The organism is Mesorhizobium sp. CO1-1-8, from assembly GCF_020164875.1.
In the GTDB taxonomy this organism is placed as follows: domain Bacteria; phylum Pseudomonadota; class Alphaproteobacteria; order Rhizobiales; family Rhizobiaceae; genus Mesorhizobium.
This window is the reverse complement of sequence record NZ_JAIUGZ010000003.1, coordinates 501398-515079: the sequence shown is the minus strand read 5'-3', so window position 1 is coordinate 515079 and position 13682 is coordinate 501398. Positions and strand designations below refer to the sequence as shown.

At 60.1% G+C, this 13682-nt stretch carries 15 protein-coding genes; 10 read left to right on the top strand and 5 right to left on the bottom strand.

The features are described 5' to 3' along the window. Window positions 1-36: 36 nt before the first annotated feature. Window positions 37-810, bottom strand: a complete 774-nt coding sequence (locus tag LB558_RS08760) for a DUF1353 domain-containing protein (protein ID WP_224697178.1) — start codon at window positions 808-810, stop codon at window positions 37-39. Between the two features lie 88 nt (window positions 811-898). On the opposite strand from LB558_RS08760, the gene LB558_RS08755 reads away from it, so the two are divergent. Then, on the top strand, window positions 899-1180 hold the full coding sequence (locus LB558_RS08755) for a hypothetical protein (RefSeq protein WP_224697177.1): 282 nt from the start codon (window positions 899-901) through the stop codon (window positions 1178-1180). 469 nt (window positions 1181-1649) lie between these two features. Here LB558_RS08755 and LB558_RS08750 read toward each other — a convergent pair whose 3' ends face one another. Continuing rightward, the gene (locus tag LB558_RS08750; protein ID WP_224697176.1) at window positions 1650-2084 is read right to left on the bottom strand and encodes a hypothetical protein; all 435 of its coding nucleotides are present in this window, start codon (window positions 2082-2084) and stop codon (window positions 1650-1652) included. Between the two features lie 888 nt (window positions 2085-2972). On the opposite strand from LB558_RS08750, the gene LB558_RS08745 reads away from it, so the two are divergent. Continuing rightward, complete coding sequence (locus LB558_RS08745; protein ID WP_224697175.1) at window positions 2973-3248, top strand: hypothetical protein; 276 nt, start codon at window positions 2973-2975, stop codon at window positions 3246-3248. A gap of 1485 nt (window positions 3249-4733) precedes the next feature. Here the strand turns inward: LB558_RS08745 and LB558_RS08740 are convergent. From LB558_RS08740 to LB558_RS08730, 3 genes are read right to left on the bottom strand one after another with little or no spacing between them, the layout of a single operon-like run. Beyond that, window positions 4734-5414, bottom strand: coding sequence for a thermonuclease family protein (locus LB558_RS08740; protein WP_224697174.1), 681 nt, complete (start codon window positions 5412-5414; stop codon window positions 4734-4736). Continuing rightward, complete coding sequence (locus LB558_RS08735) at window positions 5411-5938, bottom strand: thermonuclease family protein (RefSeq protein ID WP_224697173.1); 528 nt, start codon at window positions 5936-5938, stop codon at window positions 5411-5413. The genes LB558_RS08740 and LB558_RS08735 overlap by 4 nt, the downstream gene beginning before the upstream one ends. Further along, on the bottom strand, window positions 5935-6540 hold the full coding sequence (locus tag LB558_RS08730; RefSeq protein ID WP_224697225.1) for a hypothetical protein: 606 nt from the start codon (window positions 6538-6540) through the stop codon (window positions 5935-5937). The genes LB558_RS08735 and LB558_RS08730 overlap by 4 nt, the downstream gene beginning before the upstream one ends. A gap of 177 nt (window positions 6541-6717) precedes the next feature. Between LB558_RS08730 and LB558_RS08725 the strand changes: the two genes are divergently transcribed. From LB558_RS08725 to LB558_RS08690, 8 genes are read left to right on the top strand one after another with little or no spacing between them, the layout of a single operon-like run. Beyond that, entirely contained in the window at window positions 6718-7569 is an 852-nt protein-coding gene (locus LB558_RS08725; RefSeq protein ID WP_224697172.1) for a lytic transglycosylase domain-containing protein, read from the top strand. A 14-nt stretch (window positions 7570-7583) separates the two neighbouring features. Beyond that, window positions 7584-7919, top strand: coding sequence for a TrbC/VirB2 family protein (locus LB558_RS08720; RefSeq protein ID WP_224697171.1), 336 nt, complete (start codon window positions 7584-7586; stop codon window positions 7917-7919). A gap of 3 nt (window positions 7920-7922) precedes the next feature. Next, the gene (locus LB558_RS08715; protein ID WP_224697170.1) at window positions 7923-8222 is read left to right on the top strand and encodes a type IV secretion system protein VirB3; all 300 of its coding nucleotides are present in this window, start codon (window positions 7923-7925) and stop codon (window positions 8220-8222) included. 2 nt (window positions 8223-8224) lie between these two features. Further along, window positions 8225-10639: a VirB4 family type IV secretion system protein gene (locus LB558_RS08710; RefSeq protein WP_224697224.1), complete on the top strand. Its 2415-nt coding sequence runs from the start codon at window positions 8225-8227 to the stop codon at window positions 10637-10639. Continuing rightward, window positions 10636-11703 carry a lytic transglycosylase domain-containing protein gene (locus LB558_RS33040; protein WP_318011624.1) on the top strand — a complete coding sequence of 356 codons (1068 nt, stop codon included), beginning with the start codon at window positions 10636-10638 and terminating at the stop codon, window positions 11701-11703. Before LB558_RS08710 ends, LB558_RS33040 begins: the two co-directional genes overlap by 4 nt. Before the next feature lie 13 nt (window positions 11704-11716). Continuing rightward, window positions 11717-12415: a type IV secretion system protein gene (locus LB558_RS08700; RefSeq protein ID WP_224697169.1), complete on the top strand. Its 699-nt coding sequence runs from the start codon at window positions 11717-11719 to the stop codon at window positions 12413-12415. A 38-nt stretch (window positions 12416-12453) separates the two neighbouring features. Further along, the gene (locus tag LB558_RS08695) at window positions 12454-12636 is read left to right on the top strand and encodes a hypothetical protein (RefSeq protein ID WP_224697168.1); all 183 of its coding nucleotides are present in this window, start codon (window positions 12454-12456) and stop codon (window positions 12634-12636) included. Between the two features lie 8 nt (window positions 12637-12644). Next, complete coding sequence (locus LB558_RS08690; protein WP_224697167.1) at window positions 12645-13655, top strand: type IV secretion system protein; 1011 nt, start codon at window positions 12645-12647, stop codon at window positions 13653-13655. Window positions 13656-13682 lie beyond the last annotated feature (27 nt).

The following is a 13682-nucleotide window of genomic DNA, read 5'->3' as shown; positions in this document are numbered from 1 at the left end:
GGCAGCCGCCGATCACAATGGGAGGGCTGCGGGCACCTATTTCGTGTCGACCTTGATATCCAACGTAGTGCCAGTCTCATCGCCATTGGCAAAGAACACGTCGTCGGCCATCGCCTGACTGGCCTTCTGCTCGACCACCTCAGGGGTCAGTGATCCGCCCTGGGCCTCGAGTTGAGGCAAATTATCGGCCATGGTCTTGGCGAATTTGGCTGTCCCATATTGCGCGCCGCGGACCGCGATCAATCCGCCGTTCTCGTCTACCGAGAGCCCAGTACCCGGCAGCTGCAGGCTGGCGCCGACCTGGTTGATGCAGCCCAGTCCAACCCCGCATGGCTTGCCCTTGACGAGCTTGATCCATTTCGGACCGCCGACCAGGATGGCAAAATACATGATGCCAGCCTTTTCAGAACCGACAGCGCTTGCGCGCAAGGCGTCGTAAAAGACCCGATGTGTCTGCCGCCAAGAGCGGACATGGCGGTCGCAATAGTGATCGTGGATGATCGCCGCCTGGACGAAACTCTCATCGAACGGCTTCCCGACAATCGGCTGTGCCCATGGTGGAATGCTGGCGCCATCGGTGATCAGGCCTTTGGCGGCCTGCCAGCCGACACCTTTGGGATCGATGAATCCGAAGTCAGCACCGAGTTCGCAGTGGCCGGTGCTTTGGCAGCCCGTGGGCAACAAAACGAGGTTCCCGACAAAATCGGCGTGCGCGACCCGCACGCCGGCTAACAGCATCAACACAATGGACAGTGCCGCAGAAGACTTCGCGAGAACCGGCAGGTGTGATAACTGACGCAGGCCGAACATGTGGCTGCCCTCCTTTGTAATCTACTTACCACGGCGATGGCGGGAATGGACATGCCATAGTGTCTGATTTTTTAATAGAGGGTAACGGATGAGCTGTCTAATTGGCTATGACTTGAACCGCGAGGGTGCGAACTACTCCACTAAAAATACGGCACTACGCAACCACATCAAAGAAAAGTATCCGACCTATTGGGCACATTTGGATTCTACGTTCATCGTTGCAACAGACATCACCGCCGAGTTGGTCAGGGACGACCTGCTTCCATTCGTTGACGACAACGACGAGCTCCTTGTCGTGGAACTCACACACGAGGGAGCGTGGCACGGGTTTAGCGAAAAGGCACGTAATTGGCTGCTTAAAAACTTGTGACGTGCCACACTCCAAGCCGTCATAAGGCGCCCTTGGCCGAGAGCTGTCGGTCCCGGATCCGGCCTCGCGGCGGCGCTTTGACCTGTTGGCATTGTTGATCGCCCCGAGTCTCAACGCCGTCGAGCGGTTGAGCGCGCCCCGAAAGCTGAAGGCGTCCTTCAGGCTGAGAAAAGAGCGGACGGCAAGAATTGGCTTCCTGCGGTGTTGCAAAGCCTGGTAAAGACGGAGTGCTTTCCAATCGCAGCCGACGATCCCCGCACCGATACCCATACTTTGAACGTGAGCATCGCTGCGGGGTTGGCGCCAAGCGCCAGCCGAGCTTTTCAAAACGCGACACAACTCTATGACCAGCGATCGGACGCGCTGAACCTCGGTGAGGGTCAAGCGCATCCTGGTACAGAAGGCCCAGCACGACGCAAAACGGCGCCCCGAAGGACGCCGTCCGCAAACAGGCTGGTACTACTCCTGTTTAGAGTGCAGCCAGGACGAGCCGCTGAACCTGGTGCAATTCGTCGACACTCAACATGGCGACGAAGCGTGCCAGCAGATCGTCGGGCTCCTCGGGACCAGCGGCCGGTTGATAGGTTGCCCCGGACCGAAAGACCGGGTCTCCTGCAATACGTACGCCGGTCTCCATGACCTCGAACCCTTCGGCCTCCAGGATGGCCTTAACCGCCATGCCGATGAACTGCTTCACCGGCACGGCCCTGAGGTCCACATCGGCTGCCAGTTCTTCTGTCAGGAGCGAGCTGATCATGGAGACCGGCGGGACTTCTTCTTCCACGGCGGTCTTCATGAGCGCGATGTAGCGAGGACTGGTCAGCGCGCTCAGCAGCGTGGTTCCCCCGACGATGCTCTTTGCTGCCCGGCGGGCTCTCCGGATTGATGCGTTTGGTGATCGCATATGCTATATTCCTTCGGTTGCCGGCCGAACGGCCATGTTCGATCCGGTGATTTCGGGTGTGTCCGTCTGGACTGGACCCGATTAGACCCGCGTTGAGGCCATGTCAAGTGCCGAGACGCGGGTCGATCGATGCCGAGGTGAATAATCCCGTTTGAAGCCATCCCCTGACGCGTAGGCCATTCGCGCGTGCCGCTATACAGATTCCGGATTCTCGGCCAAGCTGATGCCGGTAATGAAAGCCCCGGACGTCCTGGTCGAGGCGCGGTTTGCCATATACGCCGCCTTCCTCAATCGTACCGCCGTTCTTCGGATGTGCGATGATGCCCGTCGCCCTGGACGTGTGGTCCCGATCGCGGCCCGGATATCGGCTTTCAGCGCCCGCCGGCGAACGTGGCCTGGGCATCGCTTTGGGCCAGCGCAGTCTCGGCAAGGCGGTCGGTTCCCCCGCCGATCTTCCGAACCATTCATCCGCGTCGCTGCTCCCGAACGCCGGTTGCCGCAAGACAGGTCTATAAATACTCCTCAAGCGCATGATGGCAGCGCTCTCCGCTTCGGCACTGTCTGCGATTTATTCTCGGACCGAATCGTGAAGACGTTGCGGGCGCTTATAGGCATCTAGCCTATGTCGAAGTGAGGGTCGCAGCCGACGTTTCCAGTCGATCGCGCTTGTCGCACCAGAGGCACTCGAGGGAACTTTCCCAGTATGCGCCACAAAGGCGACTGACGCGACAGCGCATCTGCGCTATAATGTTGTGCTCCTGCCAGCCAGGGACGACACGACATTGCTTGGGCGCTTCGCCCTAATCGTGGCTCACTCCGCGTGGGTTTTAACGTCCGGCTGGCGGCATAATGCTGCCCTCGCTGGTCCAGCCCGCGGGAGCAATTGTTGTGAGCAGAACCAAGCTCTATCCGAGTGATGTCGGTGCGATTAGCGAAATCTCCCTTTGGAAAATGGCTGATCCACAAGTTGCTGCCAGCGCCGCGACTGATCTCTACGGCTCCGGGGCATTAACCGCAGCAGCGTACTGTGCGTTGAACGCGCATTATGACGGTCGCAAGCGCGACTATCAATTTTGGCACGCGGTCTTCCTGAGCCTGGGCGGCGACAGTGGACAGCCAGCGCTGAGTGCCGAAGCTCCCGCACCCAACAATGAGCGATCCTAATCGACCCGAGAACCAGACAGGGAAAATCAGGCAGTTGAAAAAACCAAACTCGCAACAACCGAACACTGGCCAGAGTAAATTGTTAAAAGTCACAAACTTGGCCTTCAACGCATTCAATTTTTTTACAACATAATTAGCTAAATTAGAAATACATGAACTTGGTTCATTATAATTAGATTTTTTCAGGAGATTCTAGACTGAGTGAACTTAGTTCACGAAACTCCTGAAACTTTGCAAAGATTTATCAATATTCATCTAGATTTTCAGAAATTTACCTATTCTTCATTCGACACTGAGCTGTATCCCCGACATCCTTGGTGCAAGTGAACTCATGCCGCGGCGCCCGCAACGCCTGCGTCCGGGAGTGCAAATTGCGCACGTTTCCGCGATCCAAGAACCGATGTGAATCCGGCGCGACAAATATTCCGCAGGCTCCGCCAAGCATGCCACCTTGGTCGAAGGAGCCTGGTGCGGCGTCGAGCACAACGGGCGGGACAATTTCCGCGTCAACGACCGCGATGCAAAACGCCGTCCGCTGGCATTGGCGAGTACACGTTGTCCTAAGCCGGCTGTTGGGCAAGTCGCTGGAGAGGAGCGTCTGGACACCGACTGGTTTTGCCGTCCGCTCGGCACTGTTGGTCCTGCACCCCGTTGAGTGCTTCACATGGCGCCGGCTGATTTCCCGGAAAGCCGTCAGTGCTGAGGAGGCGTCTCAGAAGACGCTCTACCTTATCGCCCTCACCATGGCGCGACAGAAGAAACTACACCTCGACGAGGTCTCGATTGCAACCGAAAGCGTCAAGGATTTTAGAGATCAGCTGTCCAAGACGCTCGGGGCGCCCTCTCAGCGACCATTCCGGCAATAGCACGCGCCTGCCTCTGCTCCACCCGCGCTGTCAACGCCACGCATGCGACCAGAGTGCCTATGTCCTACAGCGATAGGCTGAACGGTGGGCCACGGTCGGCTACCGGGTCCAGGCTATTGTCGCAGGTCGAACCAGTGCCGGCTTATCGACCCCTCACCAGTTGAGAGATCAAAGTAGTACGGGTCCTCTCGCAAAGGCCGCGCCATTGAGACGATACCATTGCATCCATTGTGCGCGCTGCAGTCCCCGCTCTTTTTGGTACAGAGATCAGGCTCGCCTCGGCTTCCCTGACCGACCTGGCTATAGCCGACCGTCCAACCGGACGGGCAGTCGGCGTACCGTTCATATCCGGGTTTGCCGGTACCGGCTTCGGGACAGGTCGGCCAGGAAAAGTTCCAGCTGCTCATGGCTGCAATCAACCGATCCATCGGGGGATGACAGGCTGCAACTGCGTGCCAGGATGGGTTCGAAGACGATGCACAAAGCAAAACTTCGCAGCCCCATTCGCCAGCTCGCGCACGAGGGATGCCGGGCTGCGAGGAAATGAGCACCGTTGCAGCGACGGCTATTGTAGACGCGATTGTCCGCATGACTCTGCCTCCGACTATGAATGATTGATCTACCGGTCTGCCTGAGCAGGCCGCCTGCGGGCGTCGATGAAGGGGGGCGATATTTCGAGCCTTCGTTCCGCCATCAGATTGAAGTCGGCGATCGGCTTTCTCTGCAGCGTTTGGTCGATCGCTTTCGCGCGCCACTCTCCCATGTCGAGAACGTAGGCGGCCCACATACCGCTGCGGGCCGCCATTGCGTGGCGTTGCCATGATGCGTAACTTGGCAAGGAGGGGTAGCCCACGCGCGCCCAGCCGAAGCGAATCATTTCAGCGCCGATATCGCGGCCGCGCGCAAAACAGTAGCCAATGAATGCTCCGTCCGAATCGATTTTCGCCGGCATGCAGGAGATCTCTTGGTCGCCTGTGGTTCGCTTCAGCCAAGCCTTGGCAAGCGCTCCACAGGGCACGGGCTTCAATACGGGGCTTTTTTCGTACCGTTTTGGATCGAAGGCCCATTGCGGCAAGGCGCATACGTCGATGCCGGCGAGACGAACTTTCATGGCGGCCCGGGAGAACCACAGCGTATTGCCGTCGATAACGGCCACGCGGCCGACGATGGTCCTTGCGAGAGGAGGACTTGTCGGTGCGTACGCTTCGGCTTCGGGACCAAGGGTGTCGGCCGGCCTGCAGGGCGAGGGAAGGGCCAGGGTCGCCAACGCCACGAAAAAATAGAGCCTTCGAACCTTCATTTTCCTGTCCGGGCCTTTGCAGCACGGCCAAGCAGGATCGCCGGGTGCTGAACGTCATCGAATCGCCAAAGGCCGGCCCGCTTTTCACGAGCGACCTGCTCCGCCACGGCATAAGCGGGCCAATAGGGCAGGCCATTCGGCTGCAGGGCAGCGAAAGCATAACCGGAGGTGATCATCAGATTGCCAAGATCCACTCGATCTTCTCCGACTGTGGCATAGCAGATGACGTGGACGACGTTCCCGATCGTTGCCACCGGCGTGCAGACCGGCTTTGTGTCGGCAATGAATGCGGCGATGACCGCCAGGGATGCGTCGCCGCAGTCTTCTCGATGGCCCGACAGATCGGTATAGAACGTGCCGCGAAGGCAGGCCTGGACGCCGTAAAGATGATAATTCGCTCCAGCCTCGGTCCAGCTGTCACCGCTCTCAAGCGCCAAGCCCGGCCGCAGTTCGACATATCCCGCTGGAGCGGCGGCGGCAGGCGCCGAGAAGGACACGGCGATGAGGATTGCGAGGGCCTTCACTGCGCTTTGATCCTGGGATCGGCCCACATGCCGTATCCGCCGCGGCCAATCTTTTCGGCTTGGACGAGATCGGGGCGCGCGGGGGAGCCGTCCGCCTTCTTCGCGATCCGATGCGCTCCAAGAGAAACAAGTTGCTCCTCGAACATGTCGACCGTGTCCAGGCTTCCGGGGAAGTTGTAATAGCCGTAGCAGGTGGCGTCCTGAACCGGTGCGTTGGCTTCGCTGACAAAGGCGCGGCAATAGATCACCTTGGGCGCCTTGAGCAGCGTCTTCAGGCCTTGCTCGGCATAGTCGGCACAGCTGCCTGAAAAATTCTCGCGGCGATTGACCATTGATCCGTCGCAAGGCTCGACGCCGAACAGGTGCACGGTGATCTTGTCGCTGACTTGGAAATCGGTTGGCGAGACTGCCTGGAAACCGTGGGCTGACGCGAAACCCTTGCGGTCGCCTACACCACCCTTGCCATCGTAATATTCGATGACCAGCACCGTCTTTCCAGGGGCTGCAAGCGAGCGAATGTAAGCTTGATCGACAGGCCCTGCGGCAAGACTTGGCATCGCCATTGCCAAAGAAAAAGCCAGGCCGCAGACGCAGCGTTTCATACCAACCGTCCTCTCGAATGTGTGGTCATGAACTGCAATGTGCATCCTTTCCCGCATCGGCTGCAAGAAAAAAATCACAGCCAAATTGACATTGTTTTATATCTGGCGTACCGATCGCTCATTCAATGTGCTGTCTCAGCTGGATGAGGTGCAATGGCCACCCCCTCGATACACCCAATGGCAAAACGCTTGGCACGGCAGTCGCTGCTCGCGATCGCGATCCTCAATTGCACAGCGTCTTGGGCAGGCAGCTCCACCGAGAAGACCATCATTCTTCCGCCGATGGCGGCCACAGGTTCTAAGCTCGTTGCACAAGAAATCGGTTCAGTCTTTCGAGACCGTTGGCGGGGCGAAGGCCGAGCGTTTGTGGTCGGCCCAGAGGGGAGGGCCCAACCGACCAACGACTCGTTCGGAGTCGTCAATTGGGGCATGGGGATAGCCGATCAGCGCCCCTTCGGCGAGCAAAGTCAAGTTGACTTGAAAAATAGACCAACTCAAGCCCCCTGCGGCCCTTCGCCGGCGACGGCGACAGAGGTCGCCCAGATGATCGTCGACGCGGCGCATCGCCATGGCGTCGCGCCTCGGTTTGCGCTCGCGATAGCAACCGCCGAGAGCGGGCTCGACCGTGATCGCAATTCAGGCAAAGGCGCGCGTGGAGCGATGCAGCTCATGCCCGCGACCGCGGATTTTCTTGGTGTCACCGACGTCTGTGATCCCGCCCAGAACATTGACGGCGGCGTGCGTCTCCTCAGATCGCTGCTCGATACCTATCGCAATCCGCTTGTCGTGGCGGCCGCTTACAACGCCGGGGAAGCCAACGTCCACAAATATGGCGGCATCCCGCCGTTTCCCGAGACCGTCCGCTTCGTCTCCGAAGTCATCAATCGCCAGCTCGGCTTGCCGGCTCCCGTGACCAGGGGGATCCGCCCCAAGGCAACTACATCCCAGTCCACAGACGACAATCCCACCTCGGCAGCCCCCTCCAGCGGCAAGTCGCGTCAGTGGGTCGGCGGCGTCATGCAATTTTGAATGGAGAGACCGATATGAAGAACCAGACTGTGAGTTTCGTATCGCGCGCGAAGCGACCAACCCTTCTCGTGCTGGTGGCCGCGGCGGCCTTTATGGCGGCCGAGCCGGCCTTGGCCCAACAGACTTCAGGTGCGTTCGCGCCCCTGGAGACCGCGGTACAGATGATTGTCGATTTCATAACGGGTCCGTTTGGACGGCTATTGGCGATCATCGCGGTAATCGGGCTCGGTTTTCTCGCCTTTGCGGGACGGCTCTCCTGGTTCACCGCCGGCGCTGTCGTGATCGGCATCGGCCTCGTTTTTGGCGCCCCGGCCATTGTCGACCAGATGATCTCGGCGGTGGGCAAGTGAGCCATGAACGAGCTTTCCGAAGATAAGCCGCATCTGACGCCATTGGTGATTGGACTGACGCGACCGCCAATGATGTGGGGCATCCCGCTCAGCGCCTTTTATCTGATCATCGGCGCAACCCTGATTGCGTTCCTGGTCACGAACAGCTTCTGGGCCGCTGGCATCGGGCCGCTCGCATATCTGGCGCTCTTCGCGCTGACCAGCCGCGACATCCGTATCCTGGATCTTGCACAGGTCGCGGGTCGTCGCACGCCGCGGACTCCCAATAAGCTTTTCTGGCGCACGAACTCCTACGGGCCATGACCATGCAGAACGTTGTTGCCGCCGAACTGGGCTTTGGGCGCGCGCGCGGGCGCGAACGGCTCATTGCGACGCATGTCCCCTATATGCGTCACCTGTCGGACACCGTCATCGGCCTCGAAAGCGGGGCCGTGCTGGCCGTGATCAAGCTCGACGGTCTTTTCTTCCAGACCGAGGACCAGGCCGAACTCAATATGAGAGCGAGCGTCCACAACACCCTGATCCGGGCGCTCGGATCGAGCCGCTATTCGCTCTGGTCGACCGTCATCCGCAGGCAGGTCACGCCAGAGCTGGGGGGATCGTTTGCCGACCCGTTCTGCGATCTTCTCAACCGACGCTATATGGCCGCGCTTCGAGAGAGGCGCATGTTCACCAATGAACTCTACCTCACGATCGTGCGGGCTGGGGTGCGAGGGCCGCTGGCGAGCGCCGAAACGATAGCCAGACTGTTCGACCGATCGGCAGCGCCAGAAGTGCGTCAACGACGCACCTATGAGCGCCTCAAGGAGCTGGAGGAGGTCGTCGGCAATGTCACGCGCGAGTTGAAGCGATACGGTGCGCGCGTCCTCGGCATCGCCTACCGTGACGGTCAGCCCTATTCCGAACCGTGCGCGTTCTTCAACGAGATACTGACTTGCGGCCTGTCGCGGCCGATGCGGCTCCCCCGCATGGCGATCCGCGGCTATGTCGGGACATCGCGGCTACACTTCTCGAGGCGGACGTTACAGGCGCAGGGCTCGACGGAGATCGACACACGCTACGGCGCGATGCTGTCGATCAAGGAATATCCGCCGTTCTCTGGTCCGGGGATGCTCGACGGCCTGCTCCAGGTCAATCACGAGTTCATTCTCACACAGTCCTTCACACTTGCCGACAAGCCGGTGGCGCAGGAGAGGATTTCGCGCCTGCAGCGGCAAATCCGCGCTTCCGACGAGGCCGGCAGTACGCTCGAGACAGACATCGACTTTGCCTTTAACAGCCTGGTCAACCAGGAGGCCGTCTTCGGCTACCACCATTTCAGCCTGCTCTGCCTGTCGCGCGATCTGGCGGGGCTCGACAAGGCGATTTCGGAACTTGGCGCCTGCCTCACCGACATGAACGTCAACTGGCTGCGCGAGGACCTCAATATGGAGCCGTCCTTTTGGGCGCAACTTCCCGGCAACCATGCCTACATCGCGCGCTCCTCAATGCTGTCCAGCGCCAACTTCGCTGGCTTTTCCTCCATGCACAATTTCGCGATGGGGCAGATGTCGGGGGCGCACTGGACCCTGCCCATCTCGATCCTGGAGACAACGTCGCAGACGCCATACTGGTTTAACTTCCATCAGCGCGACGTCGGGCATTTTCTGGTGACGGGGCCAACAGGCTCCGGCAAAACCGTGGCGCTCACCTTCCTGCTTGCGCAAGCGTTCCGCGTCTCGCCCGAGCCACGCGCCGTCTTCTTCGACAAGGACGAGGGCGCCTCGATCTTTATCCGGGCAATCGGCGGCAATTACGAAGTCCTGCGACCGGGACAAGCGACGGGCTTCAATCCGCTGCATATGGAAAACACCCCCGCCAATCGGGAATTCCTGGTGCGTCTCTTGAAGGCCATGCTGCGGCCCGCCGACGGCCGCGGCTTTCACCAGCAAGAGGACGATACGCTGGAGCGCGCGATCGGCCGCATCTGCCAGGAGCCGACCGAGCAGCGTACGCTTGCCAATCTGTCGGGACTTCTCATGGGCCGCTCGCGCTCTGAAGCCAACGACCTCCAGTCACGCTTGCGGCCGTGGTTCGATGGCGAGAAGGCCTGGCTCTTCAACGCGCCGCACGATGCGCTCTCATTTTCTGGCGGCCGCATCTTCGGCTTCGACATGACCCACATTCTCGACAATGCCGAGGTCCGCACCCCGGCGCTGATGTATCTTTTCCACCGTATCGATGAGCTCCTCACCGGCGATCCAGCCCTGATCTTCATGGATGAGGGTTGGAAGCTGCTCCAGGATCAAGCCTTCTCCAGCTACATAGTCGACAAGATGAAGACGATCCGCAAGCTGAACGGGATCGTGGGATTTGGCACCCAATCCGCCGCCGACATTGCAAAGTCGGTTCAGTCGCACACGTTGATCGAGCAGTCGGCAACGAACCTGCACTTTCCAAACCCCCGCGCCGACGAGGAAAGCTACATCCGCCGCTTTGGCCTGACGCAAAAGGAGTTCTCCTTTATCCGCAACACGCCGCCGGAACGGCGGAGCTTCCTCATCAAGCACGGCATTGATTCCGTCATTGCCCGGCTGGACCTGTCGGCGATGCCTGACATCCTCAAGGTACTGTCGGGCCGCAAGGACACAATCGAGGCCTGCGCGGTGCTGCGGGCCCGGCTTGGCGAGGATCCAGCGGCGTGGCTGCCCGAATTCTGCGAATGGAGGTGGGGTCCATGATCCGGCGCTTCTCCGTGATGGTCGCGCTTCTGGCGACGCCCGCCGCGGCTGATATTCCAACCATTGACGGAACCGTGCTGAACGAGGCCCAGTCGCGCAGCGATAGCACCACCGAGATCGACAAAGTCGACCGTGACCGATACACGAACAACGCCAGCGTCACCTGCGCAGTCTTCCGGCCGGGCCGCAAGGATGACCCGGTCGCCGCGGCCAATGCAAACCCTTCGATCGCTGGCCTGGTGCGGCACGTGGCGCGCGAGGAGGGAGTGGACGAGAACCAGTTCCTGGCGCTGGTCTACCAGGAAAGCCGGTTCAATCCCTGCGCGAAATCCGGCGCCGGGGCGATAGGGCTTGCGCAGCTGATGCCGGGCACTGCGTCAGACCTGGGCGTCAATCCCTACAACATCGAGCAGAACCTGCGCGGCGGCGCGCGCTACTTCAAGCAGCAGCTGCGTCGCTTCGACGGCAACGTGTCGCTGGCGCTTGCCGCCTACAATTCGGGCTCGGGCAATGTCGAGAGCTATGGCGGCATCCCGCCATTCCGCGAAACCCAGGACTACGTCCGCAACATCACGCAGAAATGGCTGCCGGCCTTCGGCGGATCGGACAAGTCGGGCATACCGCTGAACTTTGGCGGCACGGGCACGGCCTATGAAGGCATGCGCTCCAGCACCATCAAGGCTCTTGCATTGACCAGCGCCACCGGCGACGGGTCGGGCGACGTCGCATCCTGGTTCGAACAATTTGGCTCCGTTCCGACCGGCACCGTGCAGGAAAGCTGGGATCAGAATTCCGGGGCTCGCAACGCCAGCATCGACATGCTGAACCGCATGATCGCGCTCTCCGCCAGCCTGGCCGATCTTATCAATAGTCGGAACGGTGTCACGCTAAGCGACGTGTCGGGCGCCAATCGCTCGGCTCGCTACCAGAGCGGGGGCGGGCAAGACTCACAACCGAACGACGGCTTCTGCGAAGACCGTTCCGGTCAGATTTCGGGCAGCGACCCCAAGGACTGCGCCCGCAGACGCGACCAGAACGACGAACTGCTTCTTGTTGCGCAATGATAGGGAGACCTTGATGAAACGTATTCTCTTTTTGGTCAGCGGCATGGCCATTGGCATGACGACGGCGCGCGCGGATATCCCGGTCATCGACAAGACAAATTATGCTGTCGCCAAGGACACGGCCGAAAAGACCGCCAAGATTCTCGACACCAACAAGGATATCCTGACGACGGTCGAAAAAACGCTGCAAGCGGTCTCTGGCGACCGCAGCAGCGAAACCAGCTCGCTGAAGGACATCGCCATCGGCAATGGGTTCAGCGTGACGTCGGTCCCGTCCTTTGACGGTCTTCTGCAGAGCGGAATGCCGAATTTCGGGTCCATGGGGCCCCAGATCGCCAAGGCGGCGACGCTGTTCGTGAATGGACTGCAACTGGTGAAGTCGCTCTCGGGCAAGGAAGATAGTTCGCTTGCCAGCGACAAATCATACGAGGAACTGGTTAAAACTGTCCTCGGTGTCTCGGCGCTCGTCAACGGATCGCAGCAGGCGGTTGAAAGCCGGCGGTCTGCCCTGCAGAGCGCAGGACAAGAGATCGGCACCTCGAAGGACATCAAGGGATCGATCGACCAGAATACGCAACTCCAGGTGCAGACTGGCCTCACCCTCAACGAAATGATCGGGACGATGAACGCTGCGGTGCAATCGCTGCAGGCGGACAACCAGCGCAAGCTGACCGATATTTCCAATACCAAAAAAGCGCTCACCTACGAATGAGCGGGACCAGGCCTTTCACGATCGTGGGCTTTGCTGCGATGATATCCCTCCTCGCCGCCTGTGCCACACCCGCGGAGAAGTCCGCACCCTGCAAGCGGCCGGCCGATCTGACCGGCTACGTCGCCGATCCTGGCAAGGAGTGCGGCGCAATGCGGCTGGTCGATCCCGACAGCACAGCTGTGCTTGCGGCGATCAGCGGCCTCGCACAAAAACCGGAGTAGTCGGGGCGGTGGACGATTTCGTCGGACAGCTACTGCAACGCATCGACGCGTCGGGACAGAATTTCTCCGAGCGCGCGTTTGAGGCGCTGGGTAGGGACCTCGATCCGCTGCTTCGGTTGCTCTTCATCCTGGTCTTGCTGTTTTACGGAATGCAGCTTTTCCTTGGAACGTCCCGGCTCGGCATGGCCGAGATCGTCGGCCGACTCATGCGCGTCATCGTGATATTCATCCTCGTTAGGACCTGGTCCAATTTCGATGCGCTGGTCTATGACTGGCTGACGAAAGTGCCCGAAGCCGCCGGCCGCGCCGTGCTCTCTGCCTCAGGAACCGGGGTCACGGAGCCGACCAACGGGCTTTCGCAGATCTGGAAGACAGCCAACGTGGCTGCCTCGACGTTTTCGGAGCAGGCCGGCTATTTCTCTGTGCTGCCGGCACTGATCGGCATCGTGATCATGATCTTTGCCGGGCTTTTCGTGGCCATCGCGCTCGGCATTCTGGTGCTGGCAAAGGTCATCCTTTGGGTCCTGCTCGGCACCGCGCCGATCTTCATCTCCTGCATGCTCTTCAACCCGACGCGCAATTACGCGTTGGGCTGGCTTAATCAGTCCCTGCTCTATGCGCTGATCCCGCTGTTCGTCTACGTCATTGCCGCCTTTCTAATTGCGGCCATGGCGCCGGAGCTTACCAAAATCAACGATATCTCCGGAAACCGCGAGCTGAAGCTCAGCGATTTCGCCGCGTTCATAATGCTCTGCCTCGCTGGCTCGTTCGTCCTTGTCCAGGTTCAGTCGCTGGCTCAGGGGATTGCCGGCGGTTTCTCAATGCCGATCGGCAATCGGTCACGTTCCTTCACCGACCGCGGCATCCTGTTCGGACGCATGGCGATCGGCACGTCGTCGCGGCAGATGCAGGCTGCAGTTCAGCGGGTGCAGGCCCAGCTTCACCCGGCCCGCTCCATGGCCCGCGAGACCATGCAACGTGCCATCACAGCCAACGGAACACCGCAACAATCCGCTTGAGCGTCGCCGATGACCCCCCAAGCCAAA